Genomic DNA, 19,390 nt, shown 5'->3' on the forward strand with positions numbered 1-19,390 from the left:
CCAGAGGCACCGCTGCCGCACTTTATTTGGCCTACAACGACAGTACAGAATTGTAGGCCTGCGTAAAATTACCCCTGCGTCTCTTCCCAGTCTGCCAGCGTATATAGCGTTGCCCCAGCTGCTGACATCTCCATAAACGCGTGCGCACTGTCCTGGGGCTGGATATTCACGCCACGACAACCATCGGTAATCACGTTTACCTTATAACCTAACTGTAACGCGTCCAGCACGGTAAACTTCACGCAATAGTCAGTAGCCAGGCCCATAACGATCAATTCATCGATTTCATGATCGCGTAACCAGTCATCAAGCGAGGTTTTCTGCCGACGGCCGTTATCAAAAAAGGCACTGTAACTGTCAACTAAAGGATTTTCGCCTTTATGGAACACCGCTGCGATCGCTTTTTGATTCAGTAACGGATGTAATTGTGCGCCTTCACTGTTCTGCACACAGTGTTCAGGCCAGAATGTTTGCGCCAGGCCGTCGAGTTGTCCCTGCGTATAAGGCTCTACACCGTGCTGGCGGGCAAAGCTGCCATGATCAGCCGGGTGCCAGTCCTGACTGGCAATAACCGCTTCTCCGCGCGACTGGCACCAGTCAATCAGGCGGTTAGCAACATCCACTGTGCTGTCACCTTCCGGTACGGCGAGCGCGCCACCAGCACAGAAATCATTTTGTAAATCGACCAGTAACAGGGCTCGATGGGGCATTGCAGTCTCCTTAATCATCCGGCGTCAGTTCGCCGCGCAGGTTTTGGCTCATGGCCTTGCGAATGGTTTCGGTATCCAGTCCCTGGCTAAGCAGGTAGTGCAGTTTGGTTAATGTGGCTTCTACAGTCATATCCGCGCCGCCAATAACGCCGGCATGGGCGAGGGCATTACCGGTAGCATAACCGCCCATGTTCACTTTACCGGACATACATTGTGTCAGGTTGACCACCACAATACCGCGATCGCTGGCCTCTTGTAATTCTTGCAGGAAGGCTTTGTTTTGGGGCGCATTGCCCACGCCATATGAGCGCAAAATCAACGCTTTCACCGGTTGACGGAGGAAATTGCGCACAACGTCAGCAGAAATCCCCGGATAAATGGTTACCACGCCGATCGGTTGTGGCGTGATTGGATGAACGATCAGTTCACCTTCGCCGTGCGGTGCTGGTGGCGTATTTAAACGACGGATGTGAATACCCGCTTCCAGCAATGGAGGAAGATTCGGGGAAGCGAAGGCATCAAAACCATCGGCATGGGCTTTGGTGGTGCGGTTACCGCGATACAGACGGTTATTAAAAAAGAGTGTTACTTCGTTGATCGGGTAATTCGCCGCAACGTATAACGCATTCAACAGATTGATTTGTCCGTCAGAGCGTAACTCGGCTAATGGAATTTGTGACCCTGTCACAATGACCGGTTTGCCGAGATTCTCGAGCATGAACGACAGCGCAGAAGCGGTATAGGCCATCGTATCGGTGCCGTGCAGAATGACAAAACCATCATAGTCGTCATAGTGCGCTTTAATATCTTCAGCAATATGCTGCCAGTCTTCCGGCGTCATATCAGAAGAATCCATCAGCGGCGTATATTCATGAATAGTGAAATCTGGCATCTCCGGGCGATGGAACTCCGGCATCAGCGCCAGCTGGCGTTGTAGATGACCTGACACCGGAATATAACCCTGCTCGGAACGCTGCATCCCGATGGTCCCGCCCGTGTAGGCAACGTAAATTGATTTCTTTTGCATGATATTGATATGAATGATATCGAAAGAGCAAAAGTATATACGTGAGGCAGGGGGAGCGCACCTGATACTATGCGGATAAGGAAATATGGGGCGAAACAGCGGGAAGGGGGATTCGTAGACGTAAAAAATAAGTGGCCGACGATCTGTCGACCACTCAGTACAAGACTTAACGCACGTTGGCGCAGGTCAGGCAAAACGCATAACGGTTTTGCGGATCGTTAAACGCTGCCAGCTTGTCGCTTTCGCTTTTCACGGTAGAGGCCACCGAGGCCAGCGGGGCAGGTAACATGGCCTGGAGCGCATCTGGCAACATCGCCCGGACAGAACCTGACATGTTGTCCATCACTTTGTCGAAGAAGGTCGGTTCATCGACGTAATATTCCAGATGCCACTGCTTCAGTTTTGCCAGTTCTGCCGCTTTTGCGACCGCATCATCGAAATCACCGAGGCTATCGACCAGGCCGTTAGCTTTCGCATCCTGACCCGTCCAGACGTGCCCCTGAGCGATTTTATCAATCTGTTCCGGCGTCGATTTGCGCGCATCGGCAACCAGCGTGATAAAGCGTTTGTAGCCATTCTCAATGCTTAGCTGCATCATCTGCTGCGCTTCCGGCGGCAGTGCTTTAGTGATGGAAACATCCGCCAGCGGTGAAGTTGAGACGCCATCGGTATGAACACCAATCGAATCCAGACTGTTTTCTACGGTGGTGATCACGCCGAAAATACCAATAGAGCCGGTCAGGGTACTGGGGTTAGCCACAATGTAATTAGCCGGAGTGGAGATCCAGTAGCCACCGGATGCCGCCATGCCGCCCATTGACACAACCACAGGTTTGCCCGCTGCTCTGGCTGCTGCCAGTTCAGAGCGGATCACCTCAGAAGCCGTAACGCTGCCACCAGGGCTATTAACGCGCAGAACAATCGCTTTCACTTTTGGATCAAGACGAGCATCGCGGATTTGTGCCGCAGTGGTATCACCGCCTACATTCCCCTGAGTTTCCTCGCCATCCATAATTGCACCATTGGCAAACACTACACCAATGCCGTCACCGTTATCTGCCGGCGTTTTCAATGCGTAATCGTAATAGCTAATGGCGCGATAATTTTTATCAGCCTTACTCCAGCCAAACTCTTTGGTCAGGGCTTTTTCGATTTCGGCACTTGACGCCAGCGCATCCACCAGTTTGTTATCCAGCGCATATTTCGCGGTATCGCCGCCAGTTTTGGTTAAACCATCAAGCAAACCTTGCGCCCCAGGGAATACCTGCTGGGCAGGGATCTGGCGGTTAGCGGCAACGGTATTAAGATAGTTTTGCCACAGCTCACCAATCCAGCGGCTGTCAGCTTCGCGGGCCGCCGGTGACATATCATCACGAATAAACGGTTCAACGGCAGATTTATACGTACCTACGCGAAACACATGAGTGGAAACTTTTAACTTATCCAACAACGATTTGTAGTACAGACCGTTGGTGGCAAGGCCATGCAGATCGACCACACCCTGCGGGGAAAGCCAGATTTTATTGGCGAAACTGGCAAGATAATACTGCCCCTGACTGTAGTTCTCGCCAATGGCATAAACCGGTTTACCGCTGTCACGAAACTCTTTCAGAGCTTTGCCGATGTACTGCATGGAAGGCTGATCGCCGCCCGCGAAGTTTTTCAGATCCATCACGATACCGGTGATATTGCGGTCGTCCTTCGCCTGGCGAATGGTGTTGACGATATCAAACAGCGAGTTTTCCTGCAGACGATCGGAACTGGCACCAAGCAACTGACGACTTAACTTACTAAACCGCTGCGAACTGTCGGGCTTATCGACGATCACACCAGAAATATCAAGCAGCAGCGCGCCACGGCTGGCGGTTTCTTTCGAATCACCACCGCTGACTTGCATCCAGATCCCCACGCCAACCAGCACGAGAAAAATAAAGAACAGGTTAAGTACCATTTCACGGACGAAATTCAGCAGACGCCACGTCCATTTAAAAAATCCGGCAATAAATCGCCAAAGGGTTCGCATGTATTCTCCCAGACTAAAAGTTACACCTGTTACAGGTGCAAGTGATGTGGTTATCGTAATGACCCAACCGGCACTTGTCAGCAGGAATCATGGACTGTGCTGTAACAAAATCCACTCTCGTGTTAATTTTGTGAATAAACATCATGACAGGAGTTAATCAAATGGATGCACTCGAACTATTGATCAACCGCCGTAGCGCCTCCCGTCTGGCTGAGCCAGCGCCAACGGGTGAGCAACTGCAAAATATCCTGCGCGCGGGTATGCGTGCGCCAGACCATAAATCCATGCAACCGTGGCATTTCTTTGTGATTGAAGGGGAAGGGCGTGAGCGTTTCAGTGCCGTTCTGGAGCAGGGGGCGATTGCTGCCGGTAACGATGAAAAAGCAATCGACAAAGCGCGTAATGCGCCGTTCCGGGCGCCGCTCATCATAACGGTGGTGGCGAAATGCGAAGAAAATCATAAAGTCCCGCGCTGGGAGCAGGAAATGTCGGCGGGTTGCGCGGTTATGGCAATGCAAATGGCGGCGGTTGCCCAGGGCTTTGGCGGCATCTGGCGCAGTGGCGCATTAACTGAAAGCCCGGTGGTGCGTGACGCATTCGGCTGTCGCGAGCAGGATAAAATTGTCGGATTTCTCTATCTCGGTACGCCACAACTGAAAGCGTCAACATCGATAAGCATTCCGGACCCGACACCGTTTGTGACTTATTTTTGATAAAAACGGCAAAACTGTGTGGATTGTGAGCAAAGGAGCAGTAATTCAGACACTCTCACTTATCACTTCACGGAATGAGGGTTACCATACCCGAATTGCATTGACAGGAGATGTCCATGAGCGAGAACTCGATTCGTTTGACCCAATACAGCCACGGAGCCGGTTGCGGCTGTAAAATTTCCCCAAAAGTGCTGGAAACCATCCTGCACAGCGAACAGGCGAAGTTTGTTGATCCGAATTTGCTTGTGGGTAACGAAACCCGCGACGATGCGGCGGTATACGATCTGGGCAATGGCACCAGCGTTATCAGCACCACCGACTTCTTTATGCCGATCGTTGATAATCCTTTCGATTTTGGCCGCATTGCCGCGACTAACGCCATCAGCGATATCTTCGCGATGGGCGGAAAACCGATTATGGCAATTGCGATCCTCGGCTGGCCGATTAACAAACTGTCCCCGGAAATTGCCCGCGAAGTCACCGAAGGTGGTCGCTACGCATGTCGTCAGGCGGGTATTGCGCTGGCTGGCGGTCACTCCATCGACGCGCCGGAACCGATTTTCGGTCTGGCGGTCACGGGGATCGTTCCAACTGAGCGGGTGAAGAAAAACAGTACCGCACAAGCCGGATGTAAACTGTTCCTGACGAAACCGTTGGGGATTGGCGTTCTTACCACTGCGGAGAAAAAATCACTGCTGAAACCGGAACATCAGGGGCTGGCGACGGAAGTGATGTGCCGGATGAACATCGCAGGCGCGTCCTTTGCCAACATCGAAGGCGTAAAAGCGATGACTGACGTGACTGGTTTTGGTCTGCTGGGGCATTTGAGCGAAATGTGTCAGGGCGCAGGAGTACAGGCACGTGTCGACTATGACGCGATCCCGAAACTGCCTGGCGTGGAAGAGTACATTAAGCTGGGTGCAGTACCTGGCGGCACCGAACGCAACTTTGCCAGCTATGGTCATCTGATGGGTGAAATGCCGCGTGAAGTGCGCGATCTGCTGTGCGATCCGCAAACCTCCGGCGGTCTGCTGCTGGCGGTGATGCCAGAGGCTGAAAACGAAGTAAAAGCTACCGCTGCTGAATTTGGTATCGAACTGACGGCGATTGGCGAACTGGTGCCTGCGCGCGCTGGTCGTGCCATGGTTGAGATCCGTTAATTCAATGCGGTTATTTATTGCCGAAAAACCGAGTCTGGCGCGCGCTATTGCTGATGTCCTGCCCAAACCGCACCGGAAAGGCGATGGCTTTATCGAGTGCGGTAACGGTCAGGTGGTGACCTGGTGTATTGGTCACCTGCTTGAGCAGGCGCAGCCAGACGCCTACGACAGTCGCTATGCGCGCTGGAACCTAGCCGATCTCCCCATTGTCCCGGAAAAGTGGCAATTACAGCCACGACCCTCCGTGACCAAACAGCTTAACGTCATCAAACGCTTTCTGCATGAAGCCAGCGAAATTATTCATGCCGGAGACCCGGATCGCGAAGGGCAATTGCTGGTGGATGAAGTGCTGGACTACCTGCAACTGGCACCGGAAAAGCGTCAGCAGGTGCAGCGTTGCTTGATCAACGACCTGAACCCGCAGGCGGTTGAACGGGCGATCGATCGTCTTCGTTCCAATAGCGAGTTTGTACCGCTATGCGTTTCTGCGCTGGCGCGAGCGCGTGCCGACTGGCTGTATGGCATCAATATGACCCGCGCGTACACTATTCTCGGTCGCAATGCGGGTTATCAGGGCGTCCTTTCCGTTGGACGCGTGCAGACGCCAGTGCTCGGGCTGGTGGTGCGCCGCGACGAAGAAATTGAAAACTTCGTGGCGAAAGATTTCTTTGAGGTCAAAGCGCATATCGTGACGCCTGCCGATGAGCGATTTACCGCTATCTGGCAACCGAGCGAAGCGTGTGAGCCGTACCAGGATGAAGAAGGGCGCTTGCTGCATCGTCCACTGGCGGAGCATGTGGTTAACCGCATCAGCGGTCAACCGGCGATTGTCACCAGTTATAACGATAAACGGGAATCAGAATCCGCGCCGTTGCCGTTTTCACTTTCGGCGTTGCAGATTGAAGCAGCAAAACGCTTTGGTCTGAGTGCGCAGAACGTACTTGATATCTGCCAGAAGCTGTACGAAACGCACAAACTGATCACTTATCCGCGTTCCGATTGTCGTTATTTGCCGGAAGAACATTTTGCCGGACGTCAGGCGGTAATGAGTGCCATCAGCGTTCATGCGCCGGGCTTGTTACCGCAGCCGGTGGTTGATCCAGATTTACGTAATCGCTGCTGGGATGACAAAAAGGTCGATGCGCACCACGCCATCATCCCGACCGCGCGGAGTTCTGCCATCAACCTGACGGAGAACGAAGCGAAGGTCTATAACCTGATTGCCCGTCAGTATTTGATGCAGTTCTGTCCGGATGCGGTGTTCCGCAAATGTGTTATCGAACTGGACATTGCCAAAGGCAAATTTGTCGCTAAAGCCCGTTTTCTTGCTGAAGCAGGCTGGCGCACGCTGTTAGGCAGCAAAGAGCGTGATGAAGAAAACGATGGTACACCGCTGCCGGTGGTAGCGAAAGGCGATGAGTTATTGTGTGAAAAAGGTGAAGTGGTAGAGCGGCAAACTCAGCCACCACGTCATTTCACCGATGCAACGCTGCTTTCAGCGATGACCGGGATCGCGCGCTTTGTGCAGGACAAAGATCTGAAAAAGATCCTTCGTGCGACCGATGGACTGGGGACGGAAGCAACTCGTGCCGGGATTATTGAACTGCTGTTCAAGCGTGGTTTCCTGACCAAAAAAGGGCGCTATATCCACTCCACCGACGCCGGAAAAGCGTTATTCCATTCGCTGCCAGAGATGGCAACGCGACCGGACATGACGGCACACTGGGAATCGGTGCTGACGCAAATCAGCGAAAAGCAGTGTCGCTACCAGGACTTTATGCAGCCGCTGGTGGGGACGCTTTACCAATTGATTGATCAGGCAAAACGTACGCCGGTGCGGCAGTTTCGCGGCATAGTGGCACCGGGTAGTGGAGAAGAGAAGAAAAAGGCTTCACCACGCAAGCGAGCGGTGAAAAAAAGCCCGCCATCAGAAGACGCGGGCAGTGGAGCGATAACATAAAGGTTTGATGCAGTAGATTTTTGTAGGCCGGATGAGGCGTCCACGCCGCATCCGGCGCAAACGCCTGATGACTTAAATTACGCCCTGCGCCAGCATCGCATCGGCAACCTTCACAAAGCCTGCAATATTCGCGCCCTGCACGTAGTTGGTTTGCTCACCTTCACCACCGTGTTCAACACAGGCATGGTGGATATCCAGCATAATATGGTGCAAACGCGCATCAACTTTCTCGGCTTTCCAGCCCAGACGTGCAGCGTTTTGCGCCATTTCCAGCCCCGATGTCGCGACGCCGCCAGCATTAGCCGCTTTGCCCGGTGCAAACAGTACGCCTGCCTGCTGGAACAGTTCAGTCGCTTCGATGGTAGTTGGCATATTTGCCCCTTCCGCCACCGCTTTAACACCATTAGCGATAAGCTGGTGCGCGGCATCTACATCCAGTTCGTTCTGGGTCGCGCAAGGCAGGGCGATATCAACCGGAACAGACCACGGCTGTTGGCCTTCGAGATAGACCAGACCAAATTCTTTGGCGTAATCTGCAACGCGACCATCGCGGCTGGCTTTGATTTCGATAAGACGCGCCAGTTTCTCTTTCGTGAATCCGCTTTCATCAACCACGGTGCCGCTGGAGTCTGATGCTGTAACCACGCGAGCGCCAAATTCCATCGCTTTTTCGATAGCGTACTGGGCGACGTTGCCGGAGCCAGAAACGGAAACACGCATTCCTTCAAAACCCATACCGTGGCGTTTCAGCATCGCTTCAGTGAAATAAACCAGACCGTAACCGGTCGCTTCCGGGCGAATCAGACTGCCGCCAAAAGATAGCCCCTTGCCGGTGAAGACGCAGGCGGTATTGTTGGAGAGCTTTTTCATCATCCCCGCCATAAAGCCGACTTCACGACCACCAACGCCGATATCGCCCGCCGGAACGTCGGTATCTGCACCCAGATGACGGTACAGTTCGGTCATCAGCGCCTGGCAAAAACGCATCACTTCGCCTTCACTTTTCCCTTTTGGATCAAAATCACTGCCGCCTTTACCTCCACCCATCGGCAGGGTAGTCAGGGCATTTTTAAAGGTTTGTTCGAAGCCGAGGAATTTAAGAATGGAGAGATTTACGGACGGATGGAAACGCATACCGCCTTTATACGGGCCAATGGCGGAGCTGAACTGGACACGCCAGGCACGGTTAACTTGTACCTGATTGCGATCATCAACCCACACCACGCGAAACTGGATCACGCGCTCCGGTTCAACCAGGCGCTCCAGTAACGACATCTGGCGATATTTTGGATTTTGTTCAAGAAAAGGCCAGAGAGTGGTCATTACTTCACGAACGGCTTGCGCGAACTCGGTTTGATTCGGGTCGCGCTTTTGGACATGGTTGAGGAATGACTCCAGAGAATATGTCTGATCCATAGATATAAAACCCTTATATATTAATACGATTGTGCTTATGTTGTTTATGTCATGTGCTTTTGCAGTTTTTGACTATACCATCAAGAATGTGACGGTAAGCAAGAAAAAAATGACACCGGAAAGCAAATTAATAATGTGTGGTAGTTATAAAAGTCACCTAATGTCAGGTGCGTTTTATCAGACCTGAAAAAACGGGCGCATTTTCAAGAGTGGAGCGTAGGCGGATAAGGCGTTCACGCCGCATCCGGCTACCAGATGCTAAAGTTTTTCCGCCTGGTAACCGTTATCAGTACCAGAGGCAACGAAAAATAAGGAGTTTCCTGTGAGTCGAACATTACTCGCCGTAGCGTTGGTATTTCCATTATTTGCGCTGGCTAACCCGCAATACCGTCCGGATGTGGAAGTGAATGTGCCGTCGGAGGTGTTTAGTTCTGGCGGGAAATCGGCGCAGCCCTGTAACCAGTGCTGCGTTTATCAGGATCAAAATTATTCGGAGGGCGCAGTGATTAAAGCGGAGGGGATACTGCTGCAATGCCAGCGGGATGACAAAACCATTAGCACCAATCCGCTGGTCTGGCGGCGCGTAAAGCCATAAACGCATGAAGTAGTGGAATATCAGCAGGAGCCAGCGGATATTGCAATGCTTCCTCTGGCAGACACCAGACCAGCGCCTGATGTTCGTGTGCCTGTAACGTACCGTGGAAGTCCGGTACGTGCCAGGCATGAAGATGGATAATCCGGCCAGACACTTCCCGCTGATGGCTGGCAACATATTCACCAACCGTTGCGTCAATGCCCAGTTCTTCGCGCAATTCCCGTACCAGCGCCTGTGGCTGACTTTCATCCGCCTCGACTTTGCCACCGGCAAACTCCCATAACCCCGCCTGATCGCTATGGGCGGGGCGTTGTGCGAGTAAAATTTTGCCATCCCTTTCGATAATGGCAGCAACAACTTCAATCATTTTCATAAATTACCCACGGTCGAATACCGGAAAAATGTCATAATATCCGCAGTGTTGCCCGATCAGAAGGGCTTTATATGTAAGGAGTACCTGTGTTAGACCGCCATCTTCATCCGCGAATTAAACCGTTGTTGCATCAGTGTGTGCGGGTTCTTGATAGACCCGGTATAACGCCAGATGGTTTAACGTTAGTGGGGTTTGCCATCGGCGTACTGGCACTGCCGTTTCTGGCGCTGGGATGGTATCTGGCGGCGCTGATTGCCATTTTGCTCAACAGGTTGCTTGATGGTCTGGACGGCGCGCTGGCGAGGCGCAGAGGGTTAACTGACGCAGGCGGTTTTCTTGATATTTCTCTCGATTTTCTCTTTTACGCGCTGGTGCCGTTCGGGTTTATTCTCGCCGCACCGGAACAAAATGCGCTGGCGGGCGGCTGGCTGCTGTTTGCGTTTATTGGCACGGGCAGCAGTTTTCTCGCATTTGCTGCGCTGGCGGCGAAACATCAGATTGATAACCCCGGTTATGCGCACAAATCGTTTTACTATCTGGGCGGGTTGACTGAAGGCAGCGAGACGATTTTGCTGTTTGTTTTAAGTTGTCTCTTTCCGGCCTATTTCCCGTGGTTGGCGTGGGTATTTGGCGCGCTGTGCTGGATGACAACATTTACGCGAGTGTGGAGTGGGTATCTGACGCTGAAGTCGCTTCAGCGTCAGTAATTGCCGTGTTATTTGCTACTGTCCGGGGCGCGTTCACCGGTTGCTACCGGATTTTTCGGATCGCTGCTCCATTCATACCAGCCGCCGTCGTAAACGGAGACATTTTTCCAGCCCATTGCGCGCGCATACATAAAGGTTTCTGAGGCGCGCCAGCCGGTGCCGCAATAGAACGAGACTTGTTGATCTGGCCGGATATTCCATTCTTTCCACATTGCCGCGACGTCATCCGCAGTACGCATGGTGCCGTCCGGATTATGGAAATCTTCCATATGCGTTGAGTCGCTGCCTGCATGACCCCAACGAGCACCTGGGATATCTCCTTTTGGCTTGATGTAGTCATAGCCGCTGGTGGTGCCAATAAATTCAGCCCATGAACGAACGCTTACCAGTGAAGCATCCTGACGATGCAGCAGTCCACGTGCCTGCTCCATATCGAGCATCAGTTGCGGTTGCGCCGGGATCTTCACGCCGAAGTCAGGTTCCGGCTTCACTTTCGGTGGCGTACCGCGCTCAACGGGCAGCCCCGCATCGGACCAGGTTTGCCAGCCGCCGTCCAGAAGGCGTACATCTTTCACGCCTGCGTACAGCATAATCTGCGCCACACGTGCTGCTGCGTAAACGTCTCGCCCGTACAGAATGACCGTGGTGTCATGGCGAATGCCGTGTTTTGCCAGCATCGCTTTCAGTTGCTCATCGGAAACTTTGTTCCACAGCGGTTCGCTTTCAACTTCGTTGGTATCGATGTAGTCAGCGCCGGGAATATGGCTGATAAGGTAAAACTTTGGTGCGCCCCAGGCTGCTTCAATGACTTTCCAGTCACCGGCAGGTTTTGCCGTAACCTCTTTACCTTGTTGCAGGTCATGCAGCCATTGCGGGTAAACCAGTTGCTCAAAGTGCGGCAATTTTTGCAGGCGGGAAGGTTCGCTTAGCGCGTCACTCAGGATGGAGATATGCGTAAAGCCTGCTTTTTGCAGTCGCGTTTTGACGGCTTCGACGTCTTTAGTATTACCGTATAACGCCACTGGCGTATCGGTTTTCAGGTTATGCTGCTTGATCCACTCGTTGAGCTGTTCGGCGCTCATTTTGTCGAGCCAGCTAGCAGAAAGGTTTAAGGCGGCAGGTTCATGACCGGAAGGGCCATTTAAAGTTTGTGGCCAGCCGTTATAAAACGCGCTGGGGCGAGTATCTATCGCTTTGCCATTTTGTTGTTGAAGCTGGTCAAGAGTAAGAGGCTTCGCCAGTTCAGCGGCCCACGAAGAAGCGCAAGCCAGCCCTAAAGCCATTGCCAGCGCGGTCATTTGAGAAACACGTTTCATCGAAAATCCCGACATTGTAGTTTTGAGTGCGCCATTCTGAACTGACGTATTGAGAAAAACTTTGCGTTATCGCAGTTTGTTGTAATTTTCTGACCACTGCGCCATATCCAGAACAGAACTATCAGGAGGAACATCCTGGAGATCGTGAGTTACCTGAACGACGGGGATCGCCAGGGCGCGAACTTCGCTGAACACCCACTGGCGAAAATTATCGCGCAGAGCCACATCAAGACGGCTGAACGGTTCATCGAGTAATAATGCTTTGGGTTGGGCGAGAAGGGCGCGTAGCAGAGCTACCCGTGCCCGCTGACCACCAGACAGAGTTGTCGGATCCTGATGGAAAGTATCACCAAGTCCCGCACGCTCAAGCGCATCATTCACGGCATTGCGCCTTGCAACACCTTTTAGTGTCGCCGGTAGCGCCAGCAGCAAATTTTGCCCGACGCTGAACTGGTCAAATAGCAGCGCATCCTGGAAAAGGATACCAATCTGGCGCTGTGCAGTCGGCAGGCTATCGAGGCGTTGCTCATTGAGCCAAAGCTCACCTGTACAAGAAAACTGCCCGGACAGCGCGCCAATCATCCAGGAAAACAGCGTAGATTTCCCACAGCCAGACGGTCCCATTAACGTGACAATGTCACCTTTAGCGACCGTAAAGTTGACGTCCTTTAGCAAGCAGGTTTCTGGCAAACGTAGCGAAACATCTTTCACGCAGAGCATTAGCGGAGTCCTTGTCTGACATAACCTACCCATTTTGCAAGCAGGGCGGTCAGGGCAAAAATAATAAGCGGCAACAGCAGTTGCCATAAAGCCTGGGCGGCGAGAATACTGTTGCTGCCGCCGCTGCTTAACGCCACCGCTTCTGTCGTCAGCGTCGGGAAACGTCCCGCACCGAGCCACTGCGTCGGCATATATTGCGCAATACTCACTGAAAATCCGACAGCGAATGCAATTAGCGCAGGGCGTAGCATAAGAGGACATTTCACGTAAAAGAAGATTTTGGCACGCGACCAGCCTAGCGTCTGCGCAATTAAAATTAACCGTGAGTCAATACGCCGCCAGGCAGGTTGCAGGATAAACAGCATCCACGGCATTACCCACAGCAGATGCCCCCAGACCACCGCAATCCAGCTACCATCCAGATTCAACCATAATGCCAGCGTGTACTGGCCTGCCACTAATGGCAGTGCCGGTAATAAAATGGGCAACAATAACCACAACTGGCGACGCTGTGGCCCCCATTCCAGCCATAGCAGTAACAGGATCAAAGCGATGAACGTCGCTACCAGTCCCATCGTCAGGCTATTGAGCAGCGCCACGTGATTGTTAGTCGACTGATCTGCGAGGATCGCCAGCAGAACCACACAGAGCACACCGGTTAAGGGTAAAAACCACGCCAGCGTATAGCCGGGCAGTAAAGGCGCAGCCGGCTTGCGAACGCCATCTTCACGGGGAATGGTGTGCCGCCAGGTGCGCCATAACAGATAGCCCAGCAAAACACAGGCGGCGAGTAACAGCATCAGCAGCAGGCTGGCGAGCGCGCCTTTCATTTGTTGATCGGTGTCGCCCTGGGTTAACCACTGCCAGCTTATTACTGCCAGCGTCGGTGGATTACCTGGCCCGAGGATAATTGCCACATCCACGACCGACAGCGTCCATGCGACAATTGCCAGCATCGCCATTGCCAGCGCAGGAGCGGCGGAGGGCAACAGCAGCCAGTTCAGGGATTGCCAGCGGCTGTAGCCCAGTGAATCCATCACTATAACCTGCTGTAGCAGCCGTTTTTCACTTAGCGCGGCTGACAAGATCCATAGCAGAAATGCGCTTTCTTTCACCGCCAGAGTGAAACCCAGCCCAATACCCAATTTGTCCATTGGTGGAGTGAAATACGGGAAATAGTCGTAAAGCAGGCCGCCGTCAGCAAAGAGCAGAAGGGCGCTGGTGGCAAAAGCCACGTGGGGAATGGCGAGCAGCCACGGCAGACGGGCGCACATACGCAGCCATTTTGCGCCAGGCCACAGCGCCACAATCACCAGCAGGGCAATCAACAGCGCCCCGACCGCCGCGATAGTCGTCGAAACCAGCGTCGCCAGTAATGCCTGCGGTAACTGCGGGTCGGCAAATAACGCCTGCCAGTGCGTCAGCGACAAGGCTGGCGCTATCAGCGTGAAAGCAGCCGGGATCAGCGGTGCATAAATCACCGCCACCATCGCCCACAGCAGAAAGATTAATGCGTACCGTAACGGCGTAGCCATTCTTGTTCCAGCGCATTTACCCAACCCGCGTGCGGTTCAGCCAGTACCGGTGGCAGCTCCTGCGGCATTCTTGATTGCAATGTTTCACGCTGCGTGTCAGGCAGTTTTTGTGGATCGAGAACCGAAGGATCGCCCCAGATAGCAGGATCTGCTTTACGCAGTTGCGCATCGGGTGAGAGCAGGAAGTTGGCGACAACTTTCGCCGCAGCACTGGCATTCGCGTTGGCAGGAATGGTGACGAAATGCACGTTGCCAATCATCCCCTCGCTAAAGCCGAAGCTATAACTGCTTGCTGGCAAATCGTCGCTGGCTATTTTTTGTTGGGCATGAGCGGGGTTAAAGGTTAGCGACAGGCGCAATGTACCGGCTTTTAGCAGGGCATCCATCCGTGCAGGCGAGGGCGGAAAATCCTTTCCTTCGCGCCACAAATACGGATGCAGTGCATCAAGATATTGCCACAAGGGCGCAGTGATCCGGGCGAAAGTCGCATCGTTCGGCGCTGCTTTTAATGCGTCGGGGTCTGGCGTCAGCATAATCAGCAACTGTTCCAGAAACGCCGTGCCTGTGAAGTCTGGTGGGCGCGGATAAGTAACCGTGCCGGGATTGGCTTTGGCAAACTCCAGCAATGCTTGCGGCGTTTGTGGTGGCTGTGGCGTAACATCGCGGCGGGCGATAAACGTCAGTTGTGCGCCACCCCACGGAGATTCTGCACCTTCGACAGGTACAGAAAAATCTTCCCGTACCGGCAGTTGCGTATCGACGTAATGCCAGTTGGGTAGAGTCTCCGCCCAGCCCGTTTGTAATAAATTGGCCTCTTTTAAGGTGCGGAAGTTTTCGCCGTTCACCCAGAGCAGATCCACCGAACCGCCTGTTTTGCGCCCGGCTGCGGCTTCGGTCTGAATGCGTTTTACTGCGTCTGCGGCATCCGCCAGACGGACAATCTTCAGGTTTATAGCGTAATGGGTTTTCATCTCGCCGCTAACCCAGTCGAGATAGCGGTTAATTGCGGTATCGCCGCCCCAGGCGTTAAACCAGACGGTTTGCCCTTTGGCGTCGTTTTTGATTTCCTGCCAGTCACTGGCATGTGTTGCCAAAGAAAACAGCGATAACAATCCCAGCAACCACACACAATGGCGCATCATCTCTCCTTAAGAACGTTTTTCAGGAATACGGCACAGCCCCTGAGCGGGAATGTCCATGGCAGAGTTAAAACGGGCTGACATATTTTGCAGGCCGATCAATGCTGTCAGCTCGGTGAGCGCCTGAGCGTCAAAATGGGCAGCCAGTCGGGTACGCAGGGCATCATCGACCGTTGGCGGTGTAACGCTCGCGGCTTCGGCGTATTCCAGCGCCAGCCGCTCCTCATCGCTGAACAGCGGGCTTTGCCGCCAGTCAGCCACCGCCAGCAGTTTGTCAGTGCTGCCGGTACGCTCCGCGACTTTCATACTGGTGATATCTACGCAAAATTCACACAGACACATTTGTGCAATGCGTGCGCTGACAAGCGATCGCACCACCGGATCGAGCGGTGAGCGTTTGCGCTCCAGCCAGCCGACAAACATCGACACCAGATAAAAGATAAACGGAATTCGCCCCCACCAGCGAATAGGACTTAGCACCTCGCCATAATGGCGACGATGCAGCCACGCCTGCGGACGTAAAATCAAAGGAATTTTGCTAAGCGGCGGTAAACCCATCATGCATTCCTCTTCTGGCGTTCAAGCCATATTTTTTTCGCCATAAATATCACCACGGTCAGGGCAAACAGAATAAACAGCCCGGTGACAAACCAGAATGAGCCTCCCGTTAACATGCTGCCCGCCCAGGAATAGACGATGGTTGCGGGTAGCTGACCAAGCCCGGTGGCGATAAAAAACGAGCGAAAACGTATTGAAGTCAATCCGGCAGCATAGCTGATAGGATCGAAAGGGACAAAAGGCAATAACCGACATACCAGGATGGTGTGTTTGCCGTAGCGAGTAAAAAAGCCGTCCATGCTGTTAAGCACGGTTTTGCCGGTTAACTTTTCCACCACTTCGCGGCCCATCACTCTGGCGATAAAAAAGCACAGCGCCGCGCCCGCCATCGAACTGGTCCAAGACAGCAAGCCGCCCCAGAATGCGCCAAACAGCGACGCATTGGCAAAGGTTATCAAAAACGCAGGCAGCGGCGCGGCAATGGCCTGTAAGATCATCAAGAAGAACGAGACCACAGCCGCTTGTGTGCCGTAAGACTGAATAAAGCGTTCTATACCCTGTTGATCGACGGCGGCAAACGCCGCAACGCTGCGATTGATAAACTCATGGACGCCAGGAAGCAGCGCCCATGCCAGCAGCGAAGCGATCAACAGGATGATGATGGTGGCACGGTAGTACCAGATTTTACGCGATTGCATTTTCATCATCCTTTATCCTTGTTTTATTCGGCGATTTTAAAGGTAACCGTTGCCAGCGTGTTATCTGCCGGGAGAACCGACGCATTACCTTTGAATTGCACTTCACTGCGTTTTTCCACTGCCCCATAAGTGTATGTCGCATTGCTGACGATACCGACCGGACAGCTATCGAGGCACACAAGGCAGCCAGTTTTCTTCTCTTCTGCCGCTGCTAAATTACCGCCAAAGCGCATGTCCAGTTTCTTGCCATTGCTATCGACAATCACTTCATCAAAGGAATACGCTTTTGCCGCCCCTTGCCAGTTGACCGAAATATCCAGTTTGCTGCCCGCCACATGGGTCGTTTCTTTATTATCCATCGTCATGTTTTCGCCCGGCGTGCCACCGGCCTGTTTCAGGGCTTCATAAAATGCTTTCGGGGTCGCATAACCCATAAACAGCGATTTATGTCCGTTGGAGCCATCTTTAAACACAATGCCGTGGCGGGTATCGTCTGTCAGAAAACGGCCATTAATTTGCACTAACATGGTGACCGTATGGTTATTGGCATCGACACGCAGTGGCTGGCTGGCGGAAAGCCCGTCGTATTCCACTTTTGCTCCGGTGTTCTCTTTTTGATCGCAGCCACTAAGCCCTGCGGCTGCCAGTAAACACAGTGCAGCCAGTCCTTTTTTCCATGACGCTGAATAATGTTGCAACATCGTTCTATCCTTCATTTTTGGGGTGAGTTAGTGGGCTGCGGCGCGAAGCAGACAGATCCACGTGTTTGTGTCGGGCGTAGAGTCTGGCGAACTGGACGAGAATAAACAGCGCCAGTCCTGCCAGACAGAGTTTTAAAATAAAGCGCAGCGTAATGCCTTCACTGGCGAGATCGCTTGCCATTACGGTATAAATTACTATTCCGGGCAGAGTAGTTAATGCCGAAATAAGGGTATAAGGCCAGAAGGAGATGGCGGTTAATCCATAAGCATAATTTTGAATATTGTAAGGAAATAGCGGGATTAAGCGGGTCAAAATAAGAAAATCGATACCGTTACGCGTAATACCTTTTTCTATGGCCTGGAAAGTGTGGCTATGACCAACGTATTTCAGCAGTAAATCACGCCCCAGCCAGCGCGCCAACAGGAAGGAGCATGATGAGGCCAGCGTGGCGGCAATTAGTGAAAGAAACGTCCCTAAGAGCGGGCCAAAGACTATTCCACCGGCGATCACCAGTATGCTACCCGGCAACAGAAAGAGGGTGGCGATGATGAATAACAGAATATAGAGGCTATAACCGAAAAATCCGCTCTGGCGAATGAGTGTCTGCAAGTGGGGTAAATCGGTGAGCAGATCGAATAAACCGAAAGTGTGGATAGCGTAAATGACCAGCGCAAAAATAAGGCAGGCAAAAAGAAATTTACGCTCAGCGTTCATCGTGGAGTTTCCTATATCAAACTTGATAATAGAGAAGTGGTCAGACAACTAAAAACGCAGTGACGGTATAACAAAGGACGGCAGGCAACAAATCATTACTGACAGTTTGTTGATTTTTCTCAAGGTTAATTCTCCTGACCCAGAGCGAGTCAGGAGAACAGAGAAATTAGCGGCGGAAGGTCGCCCACACCGGGGCGTGATCTGACGGTTTTTCCATACTGCGGATTTCATAATCAATGCCGGTTTCTACGCAGCATTCCGCCAACGGCTGGCTGGCGAGCAGCAGGTCAATGCGCAGACCACGGTTATCATCAAAACCTTTTGAGCGGTAATCAAACCACGAGAAGCGATCTGCCGTTTCCGGGTTCGCATGGCGGAAAGTATCCACCAGACCCCAGTTAATCAGTCTCTCCATCCATTCGCGTTCTTCCGGCAGGAAAGAGCATTTACCGGTACGCAGCCAGCGTTTGCGGTTCTCTTCACCAATGCCGATATCGAGGTCGGTGGGGCTGATATTCATATCGCCCATAATCAGCACCGGATTGTCACGCTTGAGTTCGGTTTCCAGGTAGTTTTGCAGGTTCTGATAGAACTGCGCTTTCGCCGGGAATTTAATCGGATGGTCACGGCTTTCGCCCTGCGGGAAGTAACCGTTGATTACGGTGACATTACCCAGCGGCGAGGGAATTTCCGCCATAATAATTCGTCGTTGAGCCTCTTCGCCGTCGCCGGGGAAGCCGCGACGCACAGTAATCGGCGTCTCTTTGGTCAGCAGCGCCACGCCATAATGGCCTTTCTGCCCGTGGTAAAAGACGTTGTAGCCAAGCTTTGCCACTTGTTCGAGCGGAAACATATCATCATGAACTTTTGTCTCCTGCAGACCAATAACATCCGGTTGGTGCTTTTCGACGATGGCTTCAAGCTGGTGTGGTCTGGCGCGCAGACCGTTGATATTAAAAGAGACAAATTTCATAGTCGCTGCCATTTATTCAGATAAAGAGTGCGTGGATGTTAGCAGAAATTCGCCGTGCTTACTGCCTGTTGTTAAGTGATTTGATCGATGGTTGTTAATGATGCCAACGATGGCGCAAAAAATGCCCGTTTTTGGTGCGGTTGCGTCAGAATGGCGCAGTAATTTCCAGTAAATTTCGTCAACGATCACAATTCCAGAATTATATTTTACTTCTGCATAACATTTCGTTTTTTATTCTTTTTATTCATCAGTATCGCAAACGTATTCACTTTATATGCACTTCAGGTGCATATCGCTGGGTTGTAACGCCTTGATTTCCAGTTAACTGCCGCCGTTTATGCACTTTTACCA

At 52.5% G+C, this 19,390-nt stretch carries 19 protein-coding genes; 5 read left to right on the forward strand and 14 right to left on the reverse strand.

From position 1 onward, the window contains the following. Nucleotides 1–68 precede the first annotated feature (68 nt). From pncA to sppA, 3 genes are all read right to left on the reverse strand, one after another. Entirely contained in the window at nt 69–710 is a 642-nt protein-coding gene (gene pncA / locus A7Z06_RS08465; protein ID WP_001120526.1) for a bifunctional nicotinamidase/pyrazinamidase, read from the reverse strand. 10 nt (nt 711–720) lie between these two features. Then, on the reverse strand, nt 721–1,737 hold the full coding sequence (gene ansA, locus A7Z06_RS08470) for an asparaginase (protein ID WP_001170164.1): 1,017 nt from the start codon (nt 1,735–1,737) through the stop codon (nt 721–723). A gap of 166 nt (nt 1,738–1,903) precedes the next feature. Then, the gene (gene sppA / locus A7Z06_RS08475; protein WP_001259798.1) at nt 1,904–3,760 is read right to left on the reverse strand and encodes a signal peptide peptidase SppA; all 1,857 of its coding nucleotides are present in this window, start codon (nt 3,758–3,760) and stop codon (nt 1,904–1,906) included. 161 nt (nt 3,761–3,921) lie between these two features. On the opposite strand from sppA, the gene A7Z06_RS08485 reads away from it, so the two are divergent. The 3 genes from A7Z06_RS08485 (at nt 3,922) to topB (ending at nt 7,593) form a co-directional block, all read left to right on the forward strand. Then, on the forward strand, nt 3,922–4,473 hold the full coding sequence (locus A7Z06_RS08485; protein ID WP_032225327.1) for an NAD(P)H nitroreductase: 552 nt from the start codon (nt 3,922–3,924) through the stop codon (nt 4,471–4,473). A 116-nt stretch (nt 4,474–4,589) separates the two neighbouring features. Further along, the gene (gene selD, locus A7Z06_RS08495) at nt 4,590–5,633 is read left to right on the forward strand and encodes a selenide, water dikinase SelD (RefSeq protein ID WP_010345861.1); all 1,044 of its coding nucleotides are present in this window, start codon (nt 4,590–4,592) and stop codon (nt 5,631–5,633) included. Between the two features lie 4 nt (nt 5,634–5,637). Continuing rightward, nucleotides 5,638–7,593: a DNA topoisomerase III gene (gene topB / locus A7Z06_RS08500; RefSeq protein WP_001235783.1), complete on the forward strand. Its 1,956-nt coding sequence runs from the start codon at nt 5,638–5,640 to the stop codon at nt 7,591–7,593. Between the two features lie 72 nt (nt 7,594–7,665). Here the strand turns inward: topB and gdhA are convergent, their stop codons facing one another. Then, nucleotides 7,666–9,009, reverse strand: coding sequence for an NADP-specific glutamate dehydrogenase (gdhA, locus tag A7Z06_RS08505; protein ID WP_000373051.1), 1,344 nt, complete (start codon nt 9,007–9,009; stop codon nt 7,666–7,668). A 322-nt stretch (nt 9,010–9,331) separates the two neighbouring features. Here gdhA and A7Z06_RS08510 point away from each other — a divergent pair, with 322 nt between their 5' ends. Then, nucleotides 9,332–9,604 (forward strand): YnjH family protein, encoded by a 273-nt coding sequence (locus A7Z06_RS08510; RefSeq protein WP_000091758.1) that lies wholly within the window; start codon nt 9,332–9,334, stop codon nt 9,602–9,604. Here A7Z06_RS08510 and nudG read toward each other — a convergent pair. Next, a complete protein-coding gene (gene nudG / locus A7Z06_RS08515; protein WP_000781860.1) occupies nt 9,564–9,977 on the reverse strand; it encodes a CTP pyrophosphohydrolase in 414 nt (137 codons plus the stop codon). The genes A7Z06_RS08510 and nudG overlap by 41 nt on opposite strands. An 86-nt stretch (nt 9,978–10,063) precedes the next feature. Here nudG and A7Z06_RS08520 point away from each other — a divergent pair, with 86 nt between their 5' ends. Continuing rightward, on the forward strand, nt 10,064–10,684 hold the full coding sequence (locus tag A7Z06_RS08520) for a CDP-alcohol phosphatidyltransferase family protein (protein WP_000886996.1): 621 nt from the start codon (nt 10,064–10,066) through the stop codon (nt 10,682–10,684). Nucleotides 10,685–10,692: 8 nt separating this feature from the next. Here A7Z06_RS08520 and ynjE read toward each other — a convergent pair whose 3' ends face one another. From ynjE to xthA, 9 genes are all read right to left on the reverse strand, one after another. After that, nucleotides 10,693–12,000 carry a thiosulfate sulfurtransferase YnjE gene (gene ynjE, locus A7Z06_RS08525; protein WP_010345866.1) on the reverse strand — a complete coding sequence of 436 codons (1,308 nt, stop codon included), beginning with the start codon at nt 11,998–12,000 and terminating at the stop codon, nt 10,693–10,695. A 66-nt stretch (nt 12,001–12,066) separates the two neighbouring features. After that, nucleotides 12,067–12,720: an ATP-binding cassette domain-containing protein gene (locus tag A7Z06_RS08530; protein WP_010345868.1), complete on the reverse strand. Its 654-nt coding sequence runs from the start codon at nt 12,718–12,720 to the stop codon at nt 12,067–12,069. Beyond that, nucleotides 12,720–14,255 (reverse strand): thiamine ABC transporter permease, encoded by a 1,536-nt coding sequence (locus A7Z06_RS08535; protein ID WP_000224948.1) that lies wholly within the window; start codon nt 14,253–14,255, stop codon nt 12,720–12,722. Before A7Z06_RS08535 ends, A7Z06_RS08530 begins: the two co-directional genes overlap by 1 nt. Further along, nucleotides 14,228–15,394 (reverse strand): ABC transporter substrate-binding protein, encoded by a 1,167-nt coding sequence (locus tag A7Z06_RS08540; protein WP_085460654.1) that lies wholly within the window; start codon nt 15,392–15,394, stop codon nt 14,228–14,230. The genes A7Z06_RS08535 and A7Z06_RS08540 overlap by 28 nt, the downstream gene beginning before the upstream one ends. Before the next feature lie 9 nt (nt 15,395–15,403). After that, a complete protein-coding gene (locus A7Z06_RS08545) occupies nt 15,404–15,952 on the reverse strand; it encodes a carboxymuconolactone decarboxylase family protein (RefSeq protein ID WP_000524101.1) in 549 nt (182 codons plus the stop codon). Beyond that, nucleotides 15,952–16,659: a TVP38/TMEM64 family protein gene (locus A7Z06_RS08550; protein ID WP_000977121.1), complete on the reverse strand. Its 708-nt coding sequence runs from the start codon at nt 16,657–16,659 to the stop codon at nt 15,952–15,954. The genes A7Z06_RS08545 and A7Z06_RS08550 overlap by 1 nt, the downstream gene beginning before the upstream one ends. A gap of 14 nt (nt 16,660–16,673) precedes the next feature. After that, nucleotides 16,674–17,351, reverse strand: coding sequence for a lipoprotein YdjY (gene ydjY / locus A7Z06_RS08555; protein ID WP_000939193.1), 678 nt, complete (start codon nt 17,349–17,351; stop codon nt 16,674–16,676). 4 nt (nt 17,352–17,355) lie between these two features. Next, nucleotides 17,356–18,066 carry a TVP38/TMEM64 family protein gene (locus tag A7Z06_RS08560; protein ID WP_010345873.1) on the reverse strand — a complete coding sequence of 237 codons (711 nt, stop codon included), beginning with the start codon at nt 18,064–18,066 and terminating at the stop codon, nt 17,356–17,358. Between the two features lie 166 nt (nt 18,067–18,232). Then, nucleotides 18,233–19,039 (reverse strand): exodeoxyribonuclease III, encoded by an 807-nt coding sequence (xthA, locus tag A7Z06_RS08565; protein ID WP_000673949.1) that lies wholly within the window; start codon nt 19,037–19,039, stop codon nt 18,233–18,235. Between the last annotated feature and the right edge of the window lie 351 nt (nt 19,040–19,390).

The organism is Escherichia sp. MOD1-EC6819, from assembly GCF_002965765.1.
GTDB lineage: Bacteria > Pseudomonadota > Gammaproteobacteria > Enterobacterales > Enterobacteriaceae > Escherichia > Escherichia ruysiae.